The 23,180-nt window shown below is 68.0% G+C and carries 22 protein-coding genes; 16 read left to right on the top strand and 6 right to left on the bottom strand.

What is annotated here, in order from left to right; all coding sequences use genetic code 11:
• Window positions 1-101 precede the first annotated feature (101 nt).
• From E5A74_RS19395 to E5A74_RS19385, 3 genes are read right to left on the bottom strand one after another with little or no spacing between them, the layout of a single operon-like run.
• Window positions 102-1,886 carry an AMP-dependent synthetase/ligase gene (locus tag E5A74_RS19395; protein ID WP_135987325.1) on the bottom strand — a complete coding sequence of 595 codons (1,785 nt, stop codon included), beginning with the start codon at window positions 1,884-1,886 and terminating at the stop codon, window positions 102-104.
• Window positions 1,887-1,932: 46 nt separating this feature from the next.
• Entirely contained in the window at window positions 1,933-3,651 is a 1,719-nt protein-coding gene (gene ggt / locus E5A74_RS19390; RefSeq protein ID WP_135987274.1) for a gamma-glutamyltransferase, read from the bottom strand.
• A 45-nt stretch (window positions 3,652-3,696) separates the two neighbouring features.
• Window positions 3,697-4,692 carry a quinone-dependent dihydroorotate dehydrogenase gene (locus E5A74_RS19385; RefSeq protein ID WP_135987273.1) on the bottom strand — a complete coding sequence of 332 codons (996 nt, stop codon included), beginning with the start codon at window positions 4,690-4,692 and terminating at the stop codon, window positions 3,697-3,699.
• A gap of 254 nt (window positions 4,693-4,946) precedes the next feature.
• Here E5A74_RS19385 and E5A74_RS19380 point away from each other — a divergent pair, with 254 nt between their 5' ends.
• From E5A74_RS19380 to E5A74_RS19325, 12 genes are all read left to right on the top strand, one after another.
• Window positions 4,947-5,879, top strand: a complete 933-nt coding sequence (locus tag E5A74_RS19380; RefSeq protein ID WP_135987272.1) for a helix-turn-helix domain-containing protein — start codon at window positions 4,947-4,949, stop codon at window positions 5,877-5,879.
• Between the two features lie 74 nt (window positions 5,880-5,953).
• On the top strand, window positions 5,954-6,427 hold the full coding sequence (locus E5A74_RS19375) for an SUF system Fe-S cluster assembly regulator (protein ID WP_135987271.1): 474 nt from the start codon (window positions 5,954-5,956) through the stop codon (window positions 6,425-6,427).
• 1 nt (window position 6,428) lies between these two features.
• Window positions 6,429-7,892, top strand: coding sequence for a Fe-S cluster assembly protein SufB (gene sufB / locus E5A74_RS19370; RefSeq protein WP_135987270.1), 1,464 nt, complete (start codon window positions 6,429-6,431; stop codon window positions 7,890-7,892).
• Window positions 7,892-8,407: a hypothetical protein gene (locus tag E5A74_RS19365; protein WP_135987269.1), complete on the top strand. Its 516-nt coding sequence runs from the start codon at window positions 7,892-7,894 to the stop codon at window positions 8,405-8,407. The genes sufB and E5A74_RS19365 overlap by 1 nt, the downstream gene beginning before the upstream one ends.
• A gap of 58 nt (window positions 8,408-8,465) precedes the next feature.
• A complete protein-coding gene (locus E5A74_RS19360; RefSeq protein ID WP_240699891.1) occupies window positions 8,466-8,888 on the top strand; it encodes a hypothetical protein in 423 nt (140 codons plus the stop codon).
• Window positions 8,885-9,187 (top strand): hypothetical protein, encoded by a 303-nt coding sequence (locus E5A74_RS19355; protein ID WP_135987268.1) that lies wholly within the window; start codon window positions 8,885-8,887, stop codon window positions 9,185-9,187. Before E5A74_RS19360 ends, E5A74_RS19355 begins: the two co-directional genes overlap by 4 nt.
• 4 nt (window positions 9,188-9,191) lie before the next feature.
• The gene (sufC, locus tag E5A74_RS19350; RefSeq protein WP_420822508.1) at window positions 9,192-9,938 is read left to right on the top strand and encodes a Fe-S cluster assembly ATPase SufC; all 747 of its coding nucleotides are present in this window, start codon (window positions 9,192-9,194) and stop codon (window positions 9,936-9,938) included.
• A gap of 8 nt (window positions 9,939-9,946) precedes the next feature.
• Window positions 9,947-10,255 carry a hypothetical protein gene (locus tag E5A74_RS19345; protein WP_135987267.1) on the top strand — a complete coding sequence of 103 codons (309 nt, stop codon included), beginning with the start codon at window positions 9,947-9,949 and terminating at the stop codon, window positions 10,253-10,255.
• Window positions 10,252-11,334 (top strand): SufD family Fe-S cluster assembly protein, encoded by a 1,083-nt coding sequence (locus E5A74_RS19340; RefSeq protein WP_135987266.1) that lies wholly within the window; start codon window positions 10,252-10,254, stop codon window positions 11,332-11,334. Before E5A74_RS19345 ends, E5A74_RS19340 begins: the two co-directional genes overlap by 4 nt.
• Entirely contained in the window at window positions 11,331-12,557 is a 1,227-nt protein-coding gene (locus tag E5A74_RS19335) for a cysteine desulfurase (protein ID WP_135987265.1), read from the top strand. Before E5A74_RS19340 ends, E5A74_RS19335 begins: the two co-directional genes overlap by 4 nt.
• Window positions 12,554-13,051 carry an SUF system Fe-S cluster assembly protein gene (locus E5A74_RS19330; RefSeq protein ID WP_135987264.1) on the top strand — a complete coding sequence of 166 codons (498 nt, stop codon included), beginning with the start codon at window positions 12,554-12,556 and terminating at the stop codon, window positions 13,049-13,051. Before E5A74_RS19335 ends, E5A74_RS19330 begins: the two co-directional genes overlap by 4 nt.
• Entirely contained in the window at window positions 13,051-13,401 is a 351-nt protein-coding gene (locus E5A74_RS19325) for a HesB/IscA family protein (protein ID WP_135987263.1), read from the top strand. The genes E5A74_RS19330 and E5A74_RS19325 overlap by 1 nt, the downstream gene beginning before the upstream one ends.
• Here E5A74_RS19325 and E5A74_RS19320 read toward each other — a convergent pair.
• On the bottom strand, window positions 13,398-14,456 hold the full coding sequence (locus E5A74_RS19320; RefSeq protein WP_240699890.1) for a glycosyltransferase: 1,059 nt from the start codon (window positions 14,454-14,456) through the stop codon (window positions 13,398-13,400). The genes E5A74_RS19325 and E5A74_RS19320 overlap by 4 nt on opposite strands.
• Window positions 14,457-14,573: 117 nt before the next feature.
• On the opposite strand from E5A74_RS19320, the gene mgrA reads away from it, so the two are divergent.
• Complete coding sequence (gene mgrA, locus E5A74_RS19315; RefSeq protein ID WP_135987262.1) at window positions 14,574-15,635, top strand: L-glyceraldehyde 3-phosphate reductase; 1,062 nt, start codon at window positions 14,574-14,576, stop codon at window positions 15,633-15,635.
• Window positions 15,632-16,099 (top strand): GreA/GreB family elongation factor, encoded by a 468-nt coding sequence (locus E5A74_RS19310; protein ID WP_135987261.1) that lies wholly within the window; start codon window positions 15,632-15,634, stop codon window positions 16,097-16,099. Before mgrA ends, E5A74_RS19310 begins: the two co-directional genes overlap by 4 nt.
• A gap of 223 nt (window positions 16,100-16,322) precedes the next feature.
• Here the strand turns inward: E5A74_RS19310 and E5A74_RS19305 are convergent, their stop codons facing one another.
• Window positions 16,323-19,067 carry a TonB-dependent receptor gene (locus tag E5A74_RS19305; protein ID WP_135987260.1) on the bottom strand — a complete coding sequence of 915 codons (2,745 nt, stop codon included), beginning with the start codon at window positions 19,065-19,067 and terminating at the stop codon, window positions 16,323-16,325.
• 168 nt (window positions 19,068-19,235) lie between these two features.
• Window positions 19,236-21,368, bottom strand: a complete 2,133-nt coding sequence (gene ligA, locus E5A74_RS19300; RefSeq protein ID WP_135987259.1) for an NAD-dependent DNA ligase LigA — start codon at window positions 21,366-21,368, stop codon at window positions 19,236-19,238.
• 73 nt (window positions 21,369-21,441) lie between these two features.
• On the opposite strand from ligA, the gene E5A74_RS19295 reads away from it, so the two are divergent.
• Both E5A74_RS19295 and E5A74_RS19290 read left to right on the top strand, forming a co-directional pair.
• Window positions 21,442-22,653: an MBL fold metallo-hydrolase gene (locus E5A74_RS19295; RefSeq protein WP_135987258.1), complete on the top strand. Its 1,212-nt coding sequence runs from the start codon at window positions 21,442-21,444 to the stop codon at window positions 22,651-22,653.
• A gap of 4 nt (window positions 22,654-22,657) precedes the next feature.
• Window positions 22,658-23,179, top strand: coding sequence for a hypothetical protein (locus E5A74_RS19290; RefSeq protein ID WP_240699889.1), 522 nt, complete (start codon window positions 22,658-22,660; stop codon window positions 23,177-23,179).
• Window position 23,180: the final 1 nt, after the last annotated feature.

Below are 23,180 nucleotides of genomic sequence, written 5' to 3'. Positions count from 1 at the left end.
GGTGGAGGGGGCATCTCCACGGGCTATGCGGCTTGGGGAGAGGCCCCCTCCGTCATGCTGCGCATGCCACCTCCCCCGCTGCGCGAGGGAGGATCCGGACCTCAATACAGCGAGTCGAGCCGTTCCCCATAGGCCTGCCGCAGCACGTGCCGGCGGATCTTCAGGCTCGGCGTCAGCTGCTCGTTCTCGATCGTGAACGGCGCGTCGGCGATGATGAACTTGCGCACCCGCTCGATCACCGACAGGTCCTTGTTGACCCGCTCGACCGCCGCGCCGATCGCCGCCTTATAGTCGGGGTCGTGGCTGAGCTCCTTGAAGTGGCACGGCGTCGCGGTGTGCGCGCACCATTCGGCGGTCCATTCGGGATCGGGCACGATCACCGCGGTCATATAGGGCTTCTTGTCGCCGGCGATCATCGCCTGGACGATCTCGGGCTGCAGCGTCAGCATCCCCTCGACCTTTTGCGGCGCGACATTGTCGCCCTTGTCGTTGACGATGATGTCCTTCTTGCGATCGGTGATCTGGATCCGCCCCTTGTCGTCGATCAGCCCGATATCGCCGGTATGCAGCCAGCCGTTCTTGAGGACGCGCCTGGTTTCCTCCTCGTTGCGCCAATAGCCGTGCATGACGAGCTCGCCGCGCACGAGGATCTCGCCGTCTTCGGCGATGCGGACCTCGACGTCGGGCAGCGGTGGGCCGACCGTGTCGTGCTTGAGCCCCGCCTTGGGGCGGTTGCACGAGATGACCGGCGCGGCCTCGGTCTGGCCATAGCCCTGCAGGAAGGTCAGCCCGATCGACTCGAAGAAGATGCCGACCTCGGGGTTGAGCGGCGCGCCGCCCGAGACCATCGCCTTCATCCGCCCGCCGAAGCGCTTCGAGATCTTCGGCAGCAGCGTCGCCTTGAGAATGAGATTCATCGGCTGGTCGTGGATCGGGACGCCGCCGCGCGCCTTCTTGCCACCGATCGCCACCGCGCGGTCCAGCAGATAGGCCGATAGCCTGCCCTGCTTCTCGACATTCTTGGTGATCCGCGTGCGCAGCACCTCGAACAGGCGCGGAACGACCACCATGATCGTCGGGCGCACTTCCTCGATGTTCGAGGCGAGTTTTTCGAGGCCTTCCGAATAATAGATCTCGCCGCCGAGCCCGATCGGGAAATGCTGGCCGCCGGTATGCTCATAGGCATGGCTGAGCGGCAGGAAGGACAGGAACACTTCATCCTCCCAGCCGAAATCCTCCGAGATGATCTCGCAGCAGCCGGCGACGTTGTGGAGGATCGCGCCATGATGCTGCATCACCCCGCGCGGGCTCCCGCCGGTGCCGCTGGTGTAGATGATGCATGCGAGGTCCTCGCGCCTGAAGGTCGCGCCGGCGGCGAAGGCGTCGGGGTCGGCGGGGTGGCGCGCGATCAGGTCGTTCCAGTCGTGGAAGTCCATCGTCCCCGACTGGCCGGCGCGCACTTCGTCGATGCCGATCACCATCCGCGCCGAGGAGGAGCGGATCGCGGCGGGGAGCAGCGTCTTGGCGAGCTTGGTGTTCGATACGACGATCGCGCAGGCGCCCGAATTCTCGATGATGTGCTGGTGATCGCGCTCGGTGTTGGTGGTGTAGGTCGGCACGGTGACGCAGCCCGCTGCCATGATCGCGAGATCGGTGATGCAGAATTCCGGCCGGTTCTCGGAGACCAGCATCACGCGGTCGCCCGGCTTGAGCCCGAGGTCCTGCAGCGCGGTGGCGAGGCTGGCGACCTGGCGTGCGGCCTCCGCCCAGCTGGTCGGCTGCCACTTGCCGCCACTCTTGTGCCAGAGGAAGGGCTTGTCGCCCTTCTCGCGCGCCCGCGTGAAGAACATCTGGACGAGGTTTTCGAACCGTTCGAGCTTCCGCATCATCTTCCCCTCCGGGCGCCGCTCGGGCGGCGTCCCTTTATTTTGCCTATTCGGCCGGGCGGTTGGGCCGGGCGCCCACGCGCGTGATTTCGCTCACGCTGCCGTCCTGCTGCATCACAACGCCTTCGCTGCGCGGATCGGCCCCGCCGGCCCATTTGCCGCCGACGCGCTCTATCGCATTGGCCTTGAGCCCGAGCGGCGCAACCTGCACGCGCTCGCCCAGCGCCTCGAGCGCCGGCACCATGGCCTCGCGCTCGGTACCTTTCTCGATCAGCGCGACCTGGCCGGGCGCGTAGATCAGGCCGAGACCGATCGCGTCCTGCGCCGGCAGCTTCCAGTCGACCACGGCGATGATCGCCTTGGCCACCTGCACGATGATCGTCGATCCGCCCGCCGCGCCGACCGCGAGACGGACCTCGCCGTTCGGGGCGTAAACGATCGAGGGCGCCATTGAGCTGCGCGGGCGCTTGCCGCCCTCGACGCGATTGGCGACGAGATAGCCGTCCTTCACCGGCGCGATGTCGAAATCGGTGAGCTCGTTGTTGAGCATCGTGCCGTCGACCGACAGGCCCGAGCCGAACGAGCCCTCGATCGTCGTGGTCACCTGCGCGACGTTGCCGGCGTCATCGGCGACCGACAGCGAGGTCGTTCCCGGCACTTCGCTGGTCGGCGCGCGCACCCGCGGCGGCGCCCCCGGCGGCGTGCCCGCGGTGACGTTGGTCATCGAGCGGTCGGTGCGGATCAGCGCCGAGCGGCCGGCGATATATTTCGGGTCGAGCAGGCCCTTGAGCGGGATCTTCACGAAATCGGGATCGCCGAGGTACATGTCGCGATCGGCATAAGCGAGGCGCGAGCTCTCGGCGAACAAATGCCATGCGACCGGCGAGTCCTTGCCCAGCTTCGCCATGTCGAAGCGCTCGAGCTGCTTGAGGATCATCAGCACCGCGATGCCACCCGACGAGGGCGGGCCCATCGAGCAGATCCTGTGCTTGCGATAGCTGCCGCACAGCACCGGCCGGTCCTTGGCTTCGTAGGAAGCGAGATCGCCGACGGTCATCTTCGACGGGTTGCGCTCGGCATGGTTGACGGTGTCGACCAGCTTCTGCGCCTGCGGGCCGACATAGAAGCTGTCCGGCCCCAGCTTCGCGACGCGCTCGAGCAACGCGGCCTGCTCGGGGTTGCGCGCGATCGCGCCGATCGCGAGCGGCTTGCCGTCGGGCCCGGCATAGAGCGCGCGCCCGGCGGGGGTGACATGGCCGGCATAGCGGCTGAGCGCGTTGTTGAGCCGCGGCGAGACCGCGAAGCCGTCGCGCGCCAGCCTGATCGCCGGCTCGAACAGCGTCGCCCAGGGCAGCTTGCCGCCCTTGCTGTGGGCCAGCGCCATCGCGCGCAGCGTGCCGGGCACGCCGACGCTGCGGCCGCCGGGAACCGCGTCCGAATGGCTGAGCGGCTTGCCGTCGGGTCCGAAGAACCAGCGCATGTCCGCCGCCATCGGCGCCGCCTCGCGGCCGTCGACCGTGGTGGTGGCCTTCTTCTTCGCGTCATATTGGACGAAAAAGGCGCCGCCGCCGATCCCGGCGCTCTGCGGCTCGACGACGTTGAGCGCGAGCATCGTCGCGATCGCGGCGTCGGTCGCGGTGCCGCCCTTGCGGAGGATCTCGACGCCCGCCGCGGCGGCGCGCGGGTCCGCCGCGCTGACGACGCCCTGTGCCGCGGCGGCGAAGGGCAGGAACAGGACGACGAGCAGCGCGACCAATTTTTTCATGAGCCGAGCCGTAGCGGGCTTTGGCCAGCGGGCAAAGACGCTACGTCAGGCCGTCGCGGCCAGCCCGCGCACGATCGCGCGTGCCAGCCCGGGACCGCGATAGACCAGCGCGCTATAGACCTGCACCAGCACCGCGCCGGCATCGAGCCGCCGCTTCGCCTCGTCGGCCCCGTCGATTCCGCCGGCCGAGATCAGCGGCAATTGCCCGCCGCTCGCTTCGCGCGCCTCGATCAGCTTGGCGCGGGCGAGGTCGCGCAGCGGCGCCCCCGAAAGCCCGCCGGCCTCGGCCCTTTCGGGCGCGCGCAGGCTGTCGGGGCGGCCGATCGTGGTGTTCGAGACGATCAGCGCGTCGATGCGGTTGTCGATCGCGGCGCGGATCGCGCCGTCCAGTCCGGCGCGATCGAGATCGGGCGCGACCTTGAGGAAGATCGGAGTCGAGCCGCGCGCGGCGTCGCAGGCGGCGAGCAGCTCGTCGAGCGCCGGGCGTGCCTGGAGGTCGCGCAGCCCCGGCGTGTTGGGCGAGCTGACGTTGATGGTGATGTAATCGGCATGCGCCGCCGCCTTGCCGACCCCGACGGCATAGTCGGCGACGCGATCGGTCGAATCCTTGTTGGCGCCGACGTTGATGCCGAGCACCCCCGGCCGCCTGCGCATCGCCGCGATCCGGCCGAGCGCGGCGTCGATGCCGTGATTGTTGAACCCCATCCGATTGATCACCGCCTCGTCCTCGACGAGACGGAACAGCCGCGGCCTGGGATTGCCGGGCTGCGGGCGCGGCGTGAGCGTGCCGACCTCGACCGCGCCGAAGCCGAGCCCGAACAGCCCCGCGATCGCCTCGGCATTCTTGTCGAGCCCCGCGGCGAGGCCCACCGGATTGGGGAAGTCGATTCCCGCGACTCGGACGGCGAGCGACCGGTCGGCAGGCGAGTCGCCGGCGAACGGCGTTCCCAGCCCGCCCCAAAGCTGCAGTGCAGCGATCGTGGCGCGATGCGCGGTCTCGGGATCGAGCGCGAAGAGGGCGGAACGAAGCGGATAGGCCATGGCGGCGCCTTCGCACCGCAGCGGCCACGCGTCAAAAATTATGGAAAAATACGGGATGTCGAATCCGTCCAATACGTGGGCGGGCGCTTGGGCTAATCGGGTTTTGCGACCCGAGGGGTTTCTTCTTCAACGGGGGGAACCCTTTCCACTGACCCGGCCGGGCAACCGGCCGGGTCACTTTTATCTGTGCGCCCCGCTCGTTATAGACATGTGCGAGACACAGATTCGGGGAAACCGGGGGGCTCGGGTCGCATATGAGGGTCGCAACCACACACAATACCGACGTCGCCAGCGCGAAAGCCGAAATTCCGGCCGCGCCGACCGTCGAGCTGAAGCGTGCCAAGGGGCGGCTGCTCCCGCACGTCGAATCCTATTATCTGTTCCGTTCGGACGGACCGGCCGAGTTCGAGCGCGCCGAGCGCATCGATATCGGCCATATCCGCTTCCTGATCCGCGGCGAGGGCGAGATGACCTTCCCCGACGGCCATGTCGAGAAGCTCAAGCCGATCATGGTGGCGGGCCCGGGCACCGCCGCCGCGAGCTATCGGATGCGCGGGCCGGTGCTGTGTTTCGGCGTGGTGCTGCGCGCGATCGGCTGGAAGGCGCTGATCGGCATTCCCGCGCACAAGGTCACCGATCACATCATCGATGGCGAGAAATTGTTCTGCGAGCGCGCTCCGCGGCTGCTCGAGCAATTGCACGCGATGACCGAGCTCGACGAGATGATCTCGGCGATCGCGCCGCAGCTGATCATGCGCCAGGAGGAAGTGAAGCCCGTTCCCGAGGCGCATTTCCCGTTCCTCAACGCCGTGCGCGACTGGGGCGCGAGCGAGGATCCGACGATCGACGCGCTCTACGCCACGATCGAGGCGAGCTCCGGGCTCGGCGAGCGCCAGGTCCAGCGGCTCTGCCTCGAATATTTCGGCGGGCCGCCGACCAAGCTCAAGCGCAAGTTCCGCGCGATCCGCGCCGCGATGCAGATCTTCCAGGGCGCGCCGATCTCGGATGTGGTCGGCCCGTTCGCCGATCAGTCGCACATGATCAACGAGGTCAAGCACTTCACCGGCCACACGCCGACGAGTCTCCGCGGCAATGTCGATCCGGCGCTCGCGCTGACGCTGCAGAACACCGGGCTGCACTTCCTGCCCGAAGTCATCCCCGAACCGGTTGACCTTCGCGCCGCTTAGGGCCATCTGCAATCGGACAGAATCAATCCGATTGATGCCCGCGGCGCGGTTGCGCCGAGGGCGGCTGGAGCAGAATGCGTCTTTCGAGCCTTGCCGATTATGCCGTGGTGATGATGGCCGCCGCCGCGCGCCATTGCGGCGCGTCGTGCCGGCTCAACGCGACCGCGCTCGCCGGCGAGACCGGGCTGCCGCTGCCGACGGTGCAGAAGCTGGTCAGCAAGCTGTCCGCCGCGGGGCTGCTCGAAAGCGCGCGCGGCACCGGCGGCGGCTTCCGCCTCGCCCGCCCGGCGGCGGCGATCACCGTCGCCGACATCGTTGAGGCGATCGAGGGGCCGATCGCGCTCACTGCCTGCGTCGACAGCGGCAAGCATGATTGCTGCGTCGAGGAAACCTGCCGCGTCAAACCGCATTGGAATGCCGTCAACGGCGCCGTAAAGGGCGCGCTCGCGGGCATCTCGCTCTCCCAACTCTCCGCTTCTCCGACGCCGGGGGCCTCGCGCCCCGAGCCCGGCGATCGGATCCCGGCGTTCGCCGGGGAACAGGTGTAAAATGGCTACCAGGAATGCCGAGGCGCTCGCCGCCGCGAACAAGAAGTACGAATGGGGCTTCGCCTCGGATGTCGAGCAGGAATTCGCGCCCAAGGGGCTGAGCGAGGACACCGTCCGCTATATCAGCGCCAAGAAGAGCGAGCCCGAATGGATGCTCGACTGGCGGCTGAAGGCGTTCCGCATGTGGCAGGAAATGGAGCTGCCGCAATGGGCGAAGCTGCAGATTCCCGAGATCGATTACCAGGACGCCTATTATTACGCCGAGCCCAAGCACAAGAAGACGATCGCCTCGCTCGACGATCTCGATCCCGAGATTCGACGCACCTATGAGAAGCTCGGCATCCCGATCGAGGAGCAGAAGGTGCTCGCCGGGGTCGAGGGCGCGCGCAAAGTCGCGGTCGACGCGGTGTTTGACAGCGTCTCGGTCGCGACCACCTTCCGCGAGGAGCTGAAGGCCGCCGGCGTCATCTTCCTGTCGATCTCGGAGGCGATCCGCGAATATCCCGAGCTGGTGAAGAAGTGGCTCGGCAAGGTCGTGCCCGTCCGCGACAATTTCTTCTCGGCGCTCAACTCGGCGGTCTTCTCCGACGGCACCTTCGTCTATGTGCCCGAGGGCGTGCGCTGCCCGATGGAGCTGAGCACCTATTTCCGCATCAATGCCGAGAATACCGGCCAGTTCGAGCGCACGCTGATCGTCGCCGACAAGGGCGCGTACGTCTCGTATCTCGAAGGCTGCACCGCGCCGATGCGCGACGAGAACCAGCTCCACGCCGCGGTGGTCGAGCTGGTCGCATTGGACGATGCCGAGATCAAATATTCGACCGTGCAGAACTGGTATCCCGGCGACGAGAACGGTGTCGGCGGCATCTTCAACTTCGTCACCAAGCGCGCCTTGTGCGCGGGGACGAACTCGAAGGTCAGCTGGACCCAGGTCGAGACCGGCAGCGCGATCACGTGGAAATATCCGTCGTGCATCCTGCAAGGCGACGGCTCGGTCGGCGAATTCTATTCGGTCGCGGTGACCAATGGCCGCCAGCAGGCCGATACCGGCACCAAGATGCTCCATCTCGGCAAGAACACCCGCTCGACGATCGTGTCGAAGGGCATTTCGGCCGGGCGCAGCGACAACACCTATCGCGGCAAGGTGCTGGTCCAGCCCGGCGCCGAGAATGTCCGCAACTTCACCCAGTGCGACAGCCTGTTGCTCGGCGACCAGTGCGGCGCGCACACCGTGCCCTATATCGAGGTCAAGAACCCGAGCGCGCAGATCGAGCACGAGGCGACCACCTCGAAGATCAGCGAGGACCAGCTCTTCTACGCGATGCAGCGCGGTCTCGATCAGGAGGCCGCGGTGGCGCTGATCGTCAACGGCTTCGCGCGCGAGGTGCTCAAGCAGCTGCCGATGGAATTCGCAGTCGAGGCGCAGAAGCTGCTCGGAATCTCGCTGGAGGGCTCTGTCGGCTGATGTTCGCCGCGCTGCTTCTCCTGCTCGCGCAAAACGTGCCTGCCGGATCTTCGCCCGCGGAAGCGGTGGAGACCGAGGAGGTCGTCGTGCAGGCGAAGCTCGGGCTGACGACGATGCTATTCGACAAGGGCTCGGACGGCAGGCTGCGCAATTGCCGGGTGATGGTGTCGAGCGGCAGCCAGAAGCGCGATACCGCGGCGTGCCAGGCGACGCCGGTCTGCTATGCGAAGACCGCCGATCAGGTGACCGATTGCCGCGCGCTCGGCCTGCTCGAGCTGGCGGCGGCCGCGGTGCCCGAGGCGCGCCCGGCAGGGGCTGGCGCGCCGCAGGCCTTCACCTTGCCCAAGCTCAACGACGACCGGCCGAAGCTGGCCGACGGCCAGGCCGGCCCGCTCGGGCTGCAGGAGCCGAGCCGCGAGACCGAGCGTCAGCGCGTCGTGCTGCCGCCCTTGCCCAAGGCGCCGTCGAACGGGCCGGTGGTCCGTTTCGGGCCGGCGCAGGAGGCAGGCGAATGAGCACGGCACGCGCTATGCAGAGGACGGGGCCAATGTTCGCGCCCCCGGGAGTATCGATATGATCCTTGCTACCATGCTGGCCTTCGCGGCCGGCGCCGCGGGCGGTGTCGCGGTGGAGGGCGTGCCCCAGATCGGCATCGCCACGCGGCACGCGCGCTGCATCGTCCGCGAGATCGGGGTGGCGCCGGCCGAGGATGGCGCGCGCGCCACCAGGGTCGCCGCCGCGGTGAAGGGCTGCCGCGCGTTCACCGAGGGGGATTTCACCCAGGGCCGGGTGCTGCTCGGCGATCGGCCGGTCAACCGGCGTTGGTGGGGCCGCATGCAGGTCACGCTCGACGCGGTCGAGGCCGATATCGTCGCCGCGGTGATCCAGCCCAAGCAATACAAGATCATCTGGGAGCTGCCCGATGGCGGGCGCGTCGACGCCTATAATGCGCCCGAGCCGCTGACCGTGATCAAGCTGCTCACGGTGCCGCTATGATTCTCGCGCTCGGCCTTGTGCTGCTCGGCATGCAGGATGCGCCGGGCGAGGAGATCGTCATCACCGGCAAGGCGCGTCCGTTGCAGATCAGCGTCCAGCTCGATGGGAAGCGCCGCGTCCGCGCCTGCGCGATCGCGCAGTCGAGCGGCGACGACAGCTTCGATCGGCTGACCTGCGAGACCGTCGCCGCCTGCTCGCGCGAAGAAGATCGCAGCCTCAAGGCCGTGAAGGCGTGCACCCAGACCCGCATGACCGCCGTGCTGAACGATCAGTTCAGCGGCAACGACGGCAACCCATAGGAATATGATGCTCAAGATCGACAATCTCCGCGCCGAAGTCGACGGCAAGGAAATCCTCAAGGGGCTCAGCCTCGACGTGAACGCGGGCGAGGTCCACGCGATCATGGGGCCGAACGGCGCGGGCAAGTCGACGCTCGGCTATGTGCTGGGCGGCCGCCCCGGCTACGAGCCGACTGGCGGCAGCGTCACCTTCGCCGGGGAGGATCTGCTGGAAAAGAGCGCGCATGAGCGCGCCGCGGCGGGGCTGTTCCTCGGCTTCCAGTATCCGGTCGAGATTCCGGGCATCTCGAACGTCCAGTTCCTCCGCGAGGCGCTCAACGCCCAGCGCCGCGGCCGCGGCGAGGGGCCGCTGTCGGGCGGCGAGTTCCTCAAGCTCGCCCGCGCCCAGGCCGATGCGCTCGGGATGGATCACGAGATGCTCAAGCGCCCGGTCAATGTCGGCTTTTCGGGCGGCGAGAAGAAGCGGAACGAGATGGTCCAGATGGGCATCATCGGCCCGAAGCTGGCGATCCTCGACGAGACCGATTCGGGGCTCGACATCGACGCGCTCAAGGCGGTGGGCGAGGGGATCAACCGGATCATGCGCGCGCCGGACAAGGCGGTGCTGCTGATCACCCACTATCAGCGCCTGCTCGATTATGTGCAGCCCGATTTCGTCCACGTCCTCGCCGAAGGCCGCATCGTCCGCTCGGGCGGCCCCGAGCTCGCGCACGAACTCGAGCGCGAAGGCTATGGCGCGGTAGCGGCGTGATCCTGGCCATGCTCCTCATGCTCCAGAGCGCGCCGCCGGCGCCGCCGCCCGAAGAGGAAATTCTCGTGCTGTCGCGCAAGATGCGCCTGATCGAAGTCGACATAAAGGCGCCCCGGCGCCGCGGAAAGCTGGTGCTGGAGCGTTGCCGCGTCACCAATCCGACCGGCCGGCCCGAGCTCGACGCGATTCCATGCGAGGCGGCCCGGGCCTGCATGCTCGACAATCCGGCGACGCGGAAGCAGCTCTCGCAGTGCGTCGAAGACAAGGCGCAAGTCCGGCTGGATGCCGTCGTCGCGGCATGGCGGACAGCGGCATGACCATTCTCGAACTTCCTTCGCCGCGGCTCGAGGAATGGCGCTGGGCCGACATGGCGACGCTCAAGGCGGCGGCCGACGCCGAACCGCGCGACGCCGGTATCAGGCCCGCCGATCTCTTTCTCGATGGTGACGGCCCGCGCCTGCTCTTCGTCGACGGCGTGTTCGAGCCCGCGCACAGCCGGCCCGGCCCGGTCAAGGTCGCGCGCTGGGCGCCCGAGACCGTGCATCCGCTCGGCGGGATGGCCGAAGGCGAGGGCTGGGTGCTGTCGCTCGAGGCCGAAGCGGCGGTCACCGGGATCCAGATCGTCCATCTCGGCTCGGGCGGTGAGAGCCATGTCCCCGCGCGGATCGCGCTCGGCGAGGATGCCGTGGCGACCATGGTCGAGACCTATGCCGGGACCGGCTGGGCCAATCGCTTCGCCCGGTTCGACCTCGCCCGCGGCGCGCGGCTGATGCGCTCGGTGCGGCTGCTCCAGGCCGACGGCTTCGTGTCGCTCCGCGACGAGGCGGTGATCGGCGAGGCGGCCAGCCTCGTCTCGATCTTCCTCGGTGCCGGCGGCATGGGCAGCCGGATCGACGGCGCGCTGACGCTCACCGGCAAGGGCGCGTTCGCCGAGATGGGCGGCGCGCTGCTCACTTCGGGCACGCAGAAGCAGGAAGCCGCGGTCGCGGTCCGGCACGAGGCGATCGAAGGCACCTCGCGCCAGCTGTGGCGTGCGGTCGCGGCGAACCGATCGGTCGCCAGCCTCGCCGCCCGTGTCGAAGTCGCGCGCGGCGCGCAGCAGACCGATGGCGAGCAGTCGCTGCGCGGGCTGTTGCTCGAGCGCGCGGCGACGGTGAACCTCAAGCCAGAGCTCGAGATCTTCGCCGACGACGTGAAGTGCGCCCATGGCGCGACGGTCGGCGAGCTCGATGCCCGCGCGCTGTTCTATCTCCAGAGCCGCGGCATCGACGAGGCGCGCGCCAAGGCGCTGCTCACCCACGCCTTCGTCGCAGACGCGCTCGGGCGGATCGGCGACGACGCTGTCCGCGCGGCGTTCGAGGCCGATGCGGCGCGGTGGCTGGAGGCTGCGCTGTGAGCGTGACCACCGACACCCGCCCGCTCGATCTGCTTGCCGATTTCCCGGCGATCCCGGCGGGCTGGGCCTATCTCGACACCGCCGCGACTTCGCAGAAGCCGAAGCCCGTGCTCGACGCGATCAACCGCGGCTATGGCGAGACCTATGCCACCGTCCATCGCGGCGTGTACCAGCGCTCGGCCGACATGACCTTGGCGTTCGAGGCGGCGCGCGAGCGGGTCGCCAGGTTCATCGGCGGCAAGCCGCAGGAGACGGTCTTCGTTCGCGGCGCGACCGAGGCGATCAACCTCGTCGCCGCATGTCTGCTGGAAAATAGGGACAGTCCCCATTTTCTGAAGCGCGGGGACCGCATCCTGCTGTCGATGCTCGAGCATCACTCCAATATCGTGCCTTGGCAGATGGTCGCCGAAAAGGTCGGCGCACATATCGACGTGATCCCGCTCACCGCCGATCAGCGCATCGATCTCGACGCGATGGCGGCGATGATCACCCCCGCGCACAAGCTCGTCGCGCTCGCGCATGTCTCCAACGTGCTCGGCTCGGTGCTCGACGCGAGGCGCGCCACCGAGATCGCCCATTCGGTCGGCGCCAAGATCCTGCTCGACGGCTGCCAGGCCGTGCCGCGCCTGCCGGTCGACGTCGCCGCGATCGGCTGCGACTTCTACGTCTTCTCGGGCCACAAGCTCTACGGCCCCACCGGGATCGGCGTGCTCTGGGGGCGCTACGAATTGCTCGACGCGATGCCGCCCTGGCAAGGTGGCGGATCGATGATCGACCGCGTCACCTTCGCGAAGGCCACCTACGCGCCGCCGCCCGGCCGCTTCGAGGCGGGCACCCCGCACATCATCGGCGTGGTCGGGCTGCATGCCGCGGTCGACTATGTCGAGCGCATCGGGCTCGATCGCATCCATGCGCACGAGACCGCGCTCGTCCGCCAGGCGCGCGAGGCGCTCGGCCAGATCAACAGCGTCCGGCTGTTCGGCCCCGAAGACAGCGCGGGGATCGTCAGTTTCGCGGTCGAGGGGGTGCATCCGCACGACGTCGCCACCATCTTGGATGAAGCCAATGTCGCGATCCGCGCCGGCCATCATTGCGCCCAGCCTTTGATGGACGCGCTGGGCGTGCCGGCGACGGCGCGGGCGAGCTTCGGCGTGTATAATGGCGCGGACGACATCGCCGCGCTGGTGAAGGGTATCGAGCGCGTGACGAGGATTTTCGGGTGAACGAGGAACGCAAGATCGCGATTGAGGAAGTCGACGCCGTCGAGGCGCCGCCCAAGGCGCGCGTCGACGCTGTTGATGCGCCGACCGAGGGATCGGCCGACGGCGTGCACGAGACCTTCGAGCGCAAGCGCGACTATCTGACCGGCTTTCTCCAGCAGAAACCCGAGCCGCATCCCGCGGGCGAGCCCGGCGGCGCATTGTATGAATCGGTGATCGAGGCGCTCAAGGAAATCTACGATCCCGAGATCCCGGTGAACATCTACGATCTCGGGCTGATCTATGGCGTCGACATCACCGCCGATGGCCATGCCGCGGTGCAGATGACGCTGACCACCCCGCATTGCCCGGTGGCCGAATCGATGCCCGGCGAGGTCGAGCTGCGTGTCGGCTCGGTGCCCGGGATCGGCCATGCCGAAGTCAATCTCGTCTGGGATCCGCCCTGGGACCCGCAGAAGATGAGCGACGAGGCCAAGCTCGAACTGGGGATGCTGTGATGGTTGCGGTCCGCGAACGTCCGCCCGCGCTCAAGCTCACTGCCGCCGCCGAGCAGCGCATCGCCGATCTGATGGCCAAGGCGCCCGAAGGCACGGTGGGCGTCAAGCTGTCGACCCCGCGGCGCGGCTGTTCGGGGCTCGCCTATTCGGTCGATTACGTCGCCGCGGCCAATCCTTTCGACGAGAAGATCGAGACGCCCGGCGGCACCTTCTATGTCGATGGCGGCTCGATCCTCTATCTGATCGGCTCGACGATGGACTGGCAGGAGGATGATTTCACCGCCGGCTTCGTCTTCCAGAACCCCAACGCCAAGGGCAGCTGCGGCTGCGGCGAGAGCTTCACCGTCTAGGCCGCCAGCCGGCCGCGCATGCCCGCGGCCATCTCGGCATGGAAGGCCGCGTCGTCGTCGATGCCGAGCGATTCGTAGAACATCGCGAGGTTCTGCGCGGCGAGCCAGCTGCCACAGCCTTCGACCGAGCCGTCGAGACCGGGCTGCTCGCCGATCTCGAGGCAGCGTTTCCACGCGCCTTCGACGATCGGCAGATAATCCTGCATCGCCCGATCGGGGCGGCGGCTCGCGGCCTCGAGATAGAGATCGGCGACCCCGAAATAGAAATCGGGCGAGCGCGGCCAATGGCCATGCTCGGCGTCGGCGAAGGCGAGCGCTTCGTCGAGGCGCGCGGCGCGCTTGAGCGCCTGCAGCGTCGCGACCACCACCCCGTGGCGCCACGCATCGCCCGGCGATCCGGTGCGGTGCGCCGTCAGCAAGGCGTCGGCGGCATCGCCCGCCTGCCCACGCACCAGATGCTCGCGGCCGAGCTGGAACCAGAGATACGAATCCTGCGGGTGCGCCTCGAGTTCGGCGCGCAGCAGCGCTTCGTTGCGCCCCGCCTTGCGCGCGAGCTGCGCCGCCTCGAACCCATCATGGCGCAGCGCAAGCGGCAGCACCGTCTTCGGCAGCGGCGATACCGGCTGTTCGTGGATCCGGCCTTCGTAGCGCACCCCGCGCGGCAGAATCCGCGGGATGAACTTGCGCGCCGCCGCCGCATCGCTGCCGCTGATGATCCGCACGCAGCCGACGAAGCGCGCCGGCGCGGGCGCCGGCGGCAGCGTGCCGGGGCCGAGCGCGCGGGCATCGTCCGCGATCCACTCGTCGGCGTCGAGGATCAGGTTCCAGTCGGCGTTCGAATGCGCGAGCGCCGCGTTGCGCGCCGCTGCGAAATCGTCGCACCACGCGAAATGGTGCAGCGTCGCGCCGCAGCTCCGCGCGATCGCCACAGTGTCGTCGGTCGATCCGGTGTCGAGCACGATCATCGCATCGACGTGCGGTCGCGCGCTTGTCAGGCAGCGCGCGATGCAGCGCGCCTCGTTGCGGACGATCATGACGAGCGCCAAACGCGGCACGTTCAATCCTTCATTTTCGGTAGCAGACGTCACCCTCCATTATAGGACGCTTGGCGGCTGTGCCGCGCCGCCGGATCGGCTACAGCGTCCGGCTCACGCGTCGGAGATTTGAGACCCATGCCCTATCCGCAGCCCTGGCACGCCGATCCCGCCCGCTACGACGGCCGCATGCCCTATCGCCGCTGCGGTCGGTCTGGGCTCGATCTGCCGGCGATCAGCCTCGGGCTCTGGCAGAATTTCGGCGGCACCGACATATTCGAGACCGGCCGCGCGATGCTGCGCCGCGCGTTCGATCGCGGCGTCACCCATTTCGATCTCGCGAACAATTACGGCCCACCTTATGGCTCGGCCGAGGAGAATTTCGGCCGGGTGATGGCGGCCGATTTCGCGCCGCATCGCGACGAGCTGATCGTCTCGACCAAGGCGGGCTGGGACATGTGGCCCGGGCCGTACGGCGATGTCGGCGGATCGAAGAAATATCTCATCGCCTCGTGCGATCAGAGCCTCCAGCGCATGGGGCTCGATTATGTCGACATCTTCTATTCGCACCGCGTCGATCCGAAGACTCCGCTCGAGGAGACGATGGGCGCGCTCGCCCAGATCCACCGGCAGGGCAAGGCGCTCTATGTCGGCATCTCGAGCTATTCGCCCGAGCTGACTCGCCGCGCCGCCGCGATCCTCGCCGAGCACAAGGTGCCGCTGCTCATCCACCAGCCGAGCTATTCGATGCTCAATCGCTGGATCGAGGGCGATCTGCTCGATACGCTCGGCGAGATCGGCACCGGCTGCATCGCCTTTTCGCCGCTCGCCCAGGGCATGCTCTCGTCCAAATATCTGAACGGCGTCCCCACCGATGCGCGTGCCGCAAAGGGCGGCTCGCTCAGTCAGGGCCTGCTCGGCGACGAGAACATCGCCCGGATCCGCGCGCTCAACGCGATCGCCGAACGCCGCGGCCAGACGCTCGCGCAGATGGCGATCGCCTGGGTGCTGCGCGATCCCCGGGTGACTTCGGCGCTGATCGGCGCACGCACGGTCGAACAGCTCGACAATTCGCTCGACGCGGTCAACCGGCTCGACTTCACCGATGCCGAGCTCGCCGAAATCGATACCCATGCAACCGAAGGCGCGATCGATCTTTGGAAGGTATCGTCCACGCTAGAGGAATTGCCGCAGACATGAGCGTCGCCTTCCGTCGCGACAGCGACGAGGAACATAAGGAACCGAAGTTCGAGATCCCGCTTCCGGCCGGCCCCAATCTGGTCACGGCGCGCGGGCTGGCGCTGATCGAGGCCAGGGTGGCCGAACTCGAAGGCGCGATTGCCGCCGAGCCCGAGGACGAGGCGCGCGAGGCGCTGAAGCGCGAGCTGCGCTATTGGAACACCCGGCGCACCACGGCCGAGATCGCGCCGCCGCCCGAGGATGGCGTGGTCGGTATCGGCTCGCGCGTGCGCGTCCGGCTGGCAGGCAAGGAACGGGCGATCGACGTGGTCGGCCATGACGAGGCCGATCCGCATGCCGATCGGCTGGCCTTCTCCGCGCCGCTCGCCCAGGCGCTGCTCGGCGCCGAGGCAGGCGAACGAGTCGATTTCAACGGCCGGCCCGAAGCGATCGAGATCGTCGAGGTCTCCGCGATCCCGGATTGAGCGTTCCGTTTCGATGAGCCTGTTCCCCGGCGAAGGCCGGGGCCCAGTCGCGGTGCGTTTCGAGAGAGCGGTCTCTGCTCGCTTGGTTCGCCGAGGCTGGGCCCCGGCCTTCGCCGGGGAGCAACCACATCATGACCAGAACGCCGCGGTGATACTTCCCACAAAAGAAAACCGCCGCTCCATCGCTGGAGCGGCGGTCTTTTCCGTTCCCGAAGGCGCGGGCTTAGAAGCCCACCACCAGCGAACCCATGAAGGTGCGCGGGTAGCCGATCTGCGAGTTCGGCGCGTTGCCGTACGCAGTGATCGCACCGGTGCCGTTGAAGGTCGGGCCCTGGTTCAGCGCGCCGTTGCCGCTGTTGAGCGAGCTCACCCACAGCTCGTCGAACACGTTGAGCACATTGAGCTGGAAGTAGGTCTTGTCGTTCAGACCTGCCCAGGTGAGCGGGAGACGCGCGTTGAAGTCGACGAGCGTATAGGCGGGGACCTTGTTGCCGAACACCTGGATCGTACGGGTGGTCGGCTGGCCGGCCGGCGGGTTCACCACGGCGACGATCTGCTGCACCGGCTCGTTGGTGTCGTAGATGTAGCGCGGGCCGGTCCGCTTCACGTTGAAGCCGAGATCGACGAAGCCGAGAGTGGCCTGTGCGCCACCGCCGAAGGTGTAGATCGGCGCGTTCGATTCACGCTTGCCCTTGGTGGCGGCGTAGATCGGCGCTCCCGTCGACGTGCGGCCGGCGACGACGTCGTCCTGGATCTCCGATTCGAGATACGAACCGAAGGCATAGACGCTCAGCGCGCTGATCGGGCGATAGGCGATCGTGCCGTCGAAGCCGAAGCGCTTCACCTTGCCGAGGTTGCGGTACACGGTCTTGTCGAGCTCTGCGTCGTACGACGAGGCCAGACGGTTCTCATAGTTGGTGTACCACGCCGCGACCTGCGCCTGCACCTTCGACGAGCGATAGCGCAGACCGGTTTCGAGGTTGTCGGTGGTCTCCGGCTTCGGGTTCGCCTGGTCGGCGGTCACCGGATAGAAGAACGCGTTGTACAGGTTGTCCGTACCCGGGACCTGGATGCTCTGCGAGAAGTTGCCGTAGAGCGACAGCTTGTCGGTGATGTCGGCGACATAACCGATGTTCGGCAGTGCGCGCTTGTAGTTGACGATGCGCTGCTGCGGCCCCTGGGTCGGGAAGGTGCAGTTGACTGCGCCGGCCACGCAGGTCGCGCCGTCGACATTGGCCGCCGCGGGAACGGTCTGCGTCGGGTTGGCAGCGAGCCAGGCCGCCTGGGCGGCGCTGTCCGAACCGAAGCACTCGACGAAGCCCGCCGCGCTCGACGTGGCGCAATAGTTGTTCAGGTTGCGGCGCAGGATCTTGTAGCTGATGCCGGCGTCGACGCGCAGCGTGCCGTCGAAGAACTCGCCATTATACTGCGCCGCGAGCTGGTGCAGGATGGCGTAGGACAGACGGTCGCGCTTCTGGAGCGCACGGCCGTTCACGTCGAGCACCGGATCGTTGACCGGGAAGACGTCGAAAGGCTTGCCGTTATACTGCAGGAAGCCGGTCTCGCCGGTCTGGCGGTGACGCGCGCGATCCCAGGTGTAGGCGACGCGGACGGTCTGGCCGGGCGAAACCGTGTAGCGCAGCGACGAGATCACGCCGATGCGATAGGTCTGTGTCTGGCTCGGCGCGAGCAGGCGGACGGTGTCGAGCGTGTCGCCGTCGCCGTTGAGGTCACGGCCGAAATAGGGCGTGCCGCCGATATAGCCGACCTGGCAGCTCACCGCCGCGCCGTTCGGCGTGGTGTTGCAGTTCGCGGCGCCGCCGGTCGGGTTCACGTCGCGACGCACTTCCTGGCCGACGACGGTGCCGCCGCCATTCGCCTTGGTGTACTGGAAGCTCGGATCGACCGCGAGGACGAGGCCTTCGGCCAGCGTGAAGCGCGAGTTGATGCGGATGTTGCCGGTGTTCGACGGGTTGAAGCGCTCGTCGAAGACCGAGCCGCAGCTGTTCGCGGTGTCGGCGATGCCGGCACGCTGGGTGTTGGTGATCTGGCAGAGCGGCACGGTGTATTCGCGCTCGTCCCGCGTGATCGGGAAGCGGTCGCTCGAGTTGGGGCCGACGTTGCGCGCGCCGAGGTCCACACCGGCCGCCGAAAGCTGCCGCAGATCGGTACGCAGCGGCACCGAGCCCTGGAAGTTGTTGCGGTTCTCGTTGTAGTGGCCGGCGATTGCGATGAAGTCGCCATTGTCGCCCAGCGGCTGGTACAGCTTGGCGTTGTACTGCTGCTTCTCGACCTGCGCACGGGCGTTGAACGGCGAATGGTTGCGCGCCGTGCTCGCCGAGACGAAGGCGCGGGTGCCGAACGACGTGAAGGTGCCGGTGTCGACCATGCCGAAGATGCGGAAGAAGTCGAAATCGCCCGCCGAGCCGATCAGCTTGACGCCGAAATCCTCGCCCGGGGTGCGCGTGCGGTAGTTCACCGTCGAGCCGGTGGCGCCGGCGGTCGGGCTGTCCACGTCGGTGGTGCCCATGTTGACGTTGACCTGCTCGATCAGCTCGGGGTCGAGCTGCTGGTTGCCGTAGATGGCATAGTTGCCCGAGTCATTGAGCGGGATGCCGTCGAAGGTCTGGCTGATGCGGGTCGATTCGAAGCCGCGGATGTTGAGCGAGCCACCCGACGAGCCGAACGGATCGTTGTTGGTGTAGCTCACGCCCGGCAGCTGGTTGATCAGGTCGTTGACCGACTGGCCCGGCGCCTGGCGCTGGATGAACTCCTGGTTCAGCACGCCGCGGGTCTTCGTGGTGTCCGGAACCACGATGCCGTTCACGCCGTTCTGCGTGCGCGTGCCGGTGACGACGACTTCCTCGCCGCCCTCCTCGAAGTCGATCGTACCGGTCGACTGCGCGTAGGCGCTCGCCGGAATCAACAGCGCGGCAAAAGCCACGCCCGCAAAAAGCTTGGTGCGCATTTCTTAGAATGTCCCTTTCGGAGTGCCCTAGGTGCACAAATCACGCGGTGCGGTTCACCGTCGCGGCCGCCCATGGAATTCAATTATGTCGACTCGATGACAGTCAATCGGGGACGCTCAACCAAGCTGTTGGTAACAGTTGATTCATTTTTGTGCGTTGCAAAAAGGTCACTTAACCGCAGCGACGATCTCCACCCATTCCGCTTCCGAAATGACCTTGATGCCCAGCTCGGCGGCCTTTTTGAGCTTCGATCCCGCGCCCGGCCCGGCGATCACCAGATCGGTCTTCGCCGACACCGATCCGGCGACGCGCGCGCCGAGCGATTCGGCCTGCGCCTTGGCTTCGTCGCGGCTCAGCGTCTCGAGGCTGCCGGTGAACACCAGCGTCTGGCCGGTGACCTGCGAGGCGCGGGTCTCGACGACGAAGGGCGGCGGTGAAACCTCGCCGAGCAGGTCTGCCCAGACGTCGCGATTATGCGGTTCGTGGAAGAAGTCGGCGAGTGCCTGGCCGACCGCGCCGCCGACATTCTCGACGCCGATATGCTCGGCGATCGCCTTGTCGAGCCGGGCGCGATGCTTTGCTTCGGTCTCGCCGAGCTGGGCGGGCGTGGCGTCGCGGAGCGCGATGACCTCGTCGGCGAGCGCCTGCAGCGCGGCGAGCGTGGTGTAGCGCTTCAAAAGGTCGCGCGCGGTGATCGCGCCGATGTGGCGGATGCCGAGGCCGAACAGCAGCCGGGCGGCGTCGGGCGCGCGCTTGGCCTCGATCGCGGCGAGCAGCGCGTCGACTGACTTTTCCTGCCAGCCCTCGCGCCCGAGCAGGTCATCGCGATGCGCGGCGAGGCGGAAGATGTCGGCGGGCTCGGCGATCCAGCCGAGATCGAGCAGCTCGGCCAGCGTCTTCTCGCCCAGCCCCTCGATGTCGAGCGCGCCGCGGCTGACGAAATGCTTGAGCCGCTCGAGCCGCTGCGCCGGGCAGATCAGCCCGCCGGTGCAGCGGATATCGACTTCGCCTTCCTCGGCGACGGCTTCGGAATCGCAGATCGGGCAATGATCGGGGAACGCCCATGGCGCGCGCGCCTCGTCGCGGGTCAGGTTCTCGACGATCTGCGGGATCACGTCGCCGGCGCGCTGCAGGATCACGCGGTCGCCCGGGCGAACGCCCAGCCGCGCGATCTCGTCGGCATTGTGCAGCGTCGCGTTGGTGACGACGACGCCGCCCACCGTCACCGGCTCGAGCCGTGCGACCGGAGTGAGCTTGCCGGTCCGCCCGACCTGGATGTCGATCGCGCGCAGCGTCGTCTGCGCCCGCTCGGCGGGGAATTTGTGCGCGATGCCCCAGCGCGGGGCGCGGCCGACGAAACCGAGCCGGCTCTGCCAGTCGAGCCGGTCGACCTTGTAGACGACGCCGTCGATATCGAACGGCAGGTCGGCGCGCACCGCCTCGATCGTCTTGTACTGCGCCAGCGCCGCGTCGAGAGCGACCGGGCCGACGAACAGGTCCGAGACCGGAAAGCCCATCGCGCGGATCGCCGCGATCACGCCGGTCTGCGTCTCGCCCGGCAGCGCGGTCACTTCGCCCCAGCCCCAGGCGAGGAAGCGCAGCGGCCGCGACGCAGTGACGCTCGCGTCCTTCTGGCGCAGCGATCCCGCCGCGGCGTTGCGCGGATTGGCGAACTGGCGCGCTTCCTTGCCGGTCTCCGCCGCCTCGGCGAGCAGCCGTGCGTTCAGCGCCGCGAAGTCCTGCTTCGCCATGTACACTTCGCCGCGCACCTCGAACACGTCGGGCGCGCCCTCGATCGCCTGCGGGATGTCGGCGATGGTGCGGACATTGGCGGTGACGTCCTCGCCGATCTGGCCGTCGCCGCGGGTGAGCGCCTGGACGAGCCGCCCCTTCTCATAGCGCAGCGCGCAGGACAGGCCGTCGATCTTGGGTTCGGCGGTCAGCGCCACCGGCTCGCTCTCCGCCAGCGCGAGAAAGCGCCGCACCCGGCCGAGAAAATCGGCGACGTCTTCGTCCGCGAACGCGTTGTCCAGGCTGAACATCGGCCGCGCATGCGCAACCTTGGCGAGCCGCCCGCCCGGCGCGGCGCCGACCAGCCTCGACGGCGAATCGCTGCGCACCAGCTCGGGAAAGGCCGCCTCGATCGCCGTGTTCCGGCGCATCAGCGCGTCATAATTGGCGTCGCTGATCTCGGGTGCGTCCTCGGCGTGATAGAGCCGGTTGTGGTGCGCGATCTCGGCCGCGAGCCGTTCGAGCTCGGCGGCGGCGTCTTCATGGGTCTCGGGCAGCGCGAAGGTCATGGCCCGCGGATTAGGGGAGCGGGCGGGGGGCGATCAAGCTTGATCGCGCGCGCGGCCCCCGCGACAAGGGCGCATGCGCCTGCTCAAGCCTGCCCTTGCCGGGCTATTGTGGATCGTCGTGGTCCTCTGCCTCGCGATCACCATCCTCCCGCACTTCCTCGATCGCATCTATTATCGCGGCCCCGCGAGCGCGCATTTCGACGGCGCGCATTTCTTCAATCCCGATGGCGACGATGACCGGCTTGCTGCCGGGCCGAGCCCCACCCGGCTGATCGCGCAGCGGCTGTTCGGCGATTCCACGCAACCCGTCTGGCCCGCGGATGTCGCGGTGCAGCCGTCGAAGCCGCCGGCGCGGGTCGAAGGCGCGGCGATGCGGGTCACCTGGATCGGCCACGCCACCGTGCTGGTGCAGGCCGACGGGATCAACATCCTCACCGATCCGGTGTGGAGCGAACGCGCCGGCCCGTTCGGCTTCGGCCCGTCGCGCGTCGCGGCGCCGGGCGTGCGCTTCGAGGACCTGCCCCGGATCGACCTCGTCCTCGTCAGCCACAATCACTACGACCATATGGATCTCGCCACGCTCGAGCGGCTCCGCGACCGCGATCATCCGCAGATCGTCACCTCGCTGGGCAATGATGCGGTGATCGGCAGCGTCGGCGTGCGCAGCGTCGCGCTCGACTGGGGGCAGACCGTCCTCGATGGCGCTACCCGGGCCGAGGATCCCCATGCGCTCCATGAATGCGTCCGGGGATGCCGGCGCTACGCGGTGACGGTCACGCGCAACCATCATTGGGACAGCCGCTGGTTCGCCGATCGCAATCGCGCGCTGTGGTCGAGCTTCGTCGTCCAGCTTCCCCACGGCAATGTCTTCTTCGCCGGCGATACCGGGCTCGGCGACGGCAAATGGCCGGCCGAGGCCGCGGCGCTCGGCCCGATCCGCTTCGCCGCGATCCCGATCGGCGCGTTCCGCTTCGAGGAAGGGCAGATGGCGAGCGGCAGCCATATCGGCCCGCAGGGCGCGCTCGCGGTGTGGGACGGGCTCGGCCGGCCCTTCGCGCTGCCGATCCATTGGGGCACTTTCCGCCTCTCGCGCGAAGCCCGGGATACGCCGCCGAAGATGCTCGACGCGATGCTGCGCTGCGCCGGCAGCGATCCGGCGCGGTTCGCGCCCGTGGCGATCGGCGTGCCGATCGATGTGCCGCCGCTCGGTGCGGCGCCGCCCCGCCCCGATATGGCACGCGTGGAGCAGTGCGTGCGCGCGGGCCGGTTTGCGCGGCTCCGCTGAACGCTTGAGGCGCCGCGCGCCACGGACTATTCTCGCGGCCGGGAGAGGGGCACTGGAACGGATCCATCGCCGCGCGTCGCGCGCGCCGCAACGCTACGATACCGCGATCGATCGCGCCGGGCTCGCGCTCGGCGCGGGCAGCGCGCTCGCCGGGCTCATCGTGCTCGCGCTGGTGCTGCTCGGCGGCCAGAGCGATCCGCTCAACCTGCTCAAGGGCTGGCTGATCGGCAGCGTCTTCTCGGGAATCGCGATCACCGCGGTCGGCGGCCCGATCTGGCTGGCGCTCCATGTCGCCGGACTGCGCCGCGCCTGGCATGCCGCTTTGGTCGGCGCGATGACTGCGATGCTGATCTTCGTCGGGGCGCAGACCTATGGCTTCGGGATGTTCGCCATGCCCGAGATCGACGGCCGCACCTGGCTGTTCCGCTGGCTCAGCGCGCTGGCGTCGAGCGCGCTCCTCGCCGTCATTTCCGCCATCATCGCTGCGCTGATGTGGCGGATCGCCTATCGCCGCCGCACCGACTGAG

The organism is Sphingomonas naasensis, assembly GCF_004792695.1.
In the GTDB taxonomy this organism is placed as follows: domain Bacteria; phylum Pseudomonadota; class Alphaproteobacteria; order Sphingomonadales; family Sphingomonadaceae; genus Sphingomonas; species Sphingomonas naasensis.
The sequence above is the reverse complement of the archived record's forward strand: the minus strand, read 5'-3'. Positions and strand labels throughout refer to the sequence as shown.

What these genes read in the sequence shown, in the direction of transcription:
- E5A74_RS19395 (WP_135987325.1), bottom strand. Translation starts at nt 1,886, where the DNA reads ATGCGGAAGCTCGAACGGTTCGAAAACCTCGTCCAGATGTTCTTCACG.
- ggt (WP_135987274.1), bottom strand. Translation starts at nt 3,651, where the DNA reads ATGAAAAAATTGGTCGCGCTGCTCGTCGTCCTGTTCCTGCCCTTCGCC.
- E5A74_RS19385 (WP_135987273.1), bottom strand. Translation starts at nt 4,692, where the DNA reads ATGGCCTATCCGCTTCGTTCCGCCCTCTTCGCGCTCGATCCCGAGACC.
- E5A74_RS19380 (WP_135987272.1), top strand. Translation starts at nt 4,947, where the DNA reads ATGAGGGTCGCAACCACACACAATACCGACGTCGCCAGCGCGAAAGCC.
- E5A74_RS19375 (WP_135987271.1), top strand. Translation starts at nt 5,954, where the DNA reads ATGCGTCTTTCGAGCCTTGCCGATTATGCCGTGGTGATGATGGCCGCC.
- sufB (WP_135987270.1), top strand. Translation starts at nt 6,429, where the DNA reads ATGGCTACCAGGAATGCCGAGGCGCTCGCCGCCGCGAACAAGAAGTAC.
- E5A74_RS19365 (WP_135987269.1), top strand. Translation starts at nt 7,892, where the DNA reads ATGTTCGCCGCGCTGCTTCTCCTGCTCGCGCAAAACGTGCCTGCCGGA.
- E5A74_RS19360 (WP_240699891.1), top strand. Translation starts at nt 8,466, where the DNA reads ATGATCCTTGCTACCATGCTGGCCTTCGCGGCCGGCGCCGCGGGCGGT.
- E5A74_RS19355 (WP_135987268.1), top strand. Translation starts at nt 8,885, where the DNA reads ATGATTCTCGCGCTCGGCCTTGTGCTGCTCGGCATGCAGGATGCGCCG.
- sufC (WP_420822508.1), top strand. Translation starts at nt 9,192, where the DNA reads ATGATGCTCAAGATCGACAATCTCCGCGCCGAAGTCGACGGCAAGGAA.
- E5A74_RS19345 (WP_135987267.1), top strand. Translation starts at nt 9,947, where the DNA reads ATGCTCCTCATGCTCCAGAGCGCGCCGCCGGCGCCGCCGCCCGAAGAG.
- E5A74_RS19340 (WP_135987266.1), top strand. Translation starts at nt 10,252, where the DNA reads ATGACCATTCTCGAACTTCCTTCGCCGCGGCTCGAGGAATGGCGCTGG.
- E5A74_RS19325 (WP_135987263.1), top strand. Translation starts at nt 13,051, where the DNA reads ATGGTTGCGGTCCGCGAACGTCCGCCCGCGCTCAAGCTCACTGCCGCC.
- mgrA (WP_135987262.1), top strand. Translation starts at nt 14,574, where the DNA reads ATGCCCTATCCGCAGCCCTGGCACGCCGATCCCGCCCGCTACGACGGC.
- E5A74_RS19310 (WP_135987261.1), top strand. Translation starts at nt 15,632, where the DNA reads ATGAGCGTCGCCTTCCGTCGCGACAGCGACGAGGAACATAAGGAACCG.
- E5A74_RS19305 (WP_135987260.1), bottom strand. Translation starts at nt 19,067, where the DNA reads ATGCGCACCAAGCTTTTTGCGGGCGTGGCTTTTGCCGCGCTGTTGATT.
- ligA (WP_135987259.1), bottom strand. Translation starts at nt 21,368, where the DNA reads ATGACCTTCGCGCTGCCCGAGACCCATGAAGACGCCGCCGCCGAGCTC.
- E5A74_RS19295 (WP_135987258.1), top strand. Translation starts at nt 21,442, where the DNA reads ATGCGCCTGCTCAAGCCTGCCCTTGCCGGGCTATTGTGGATCGTCGTG.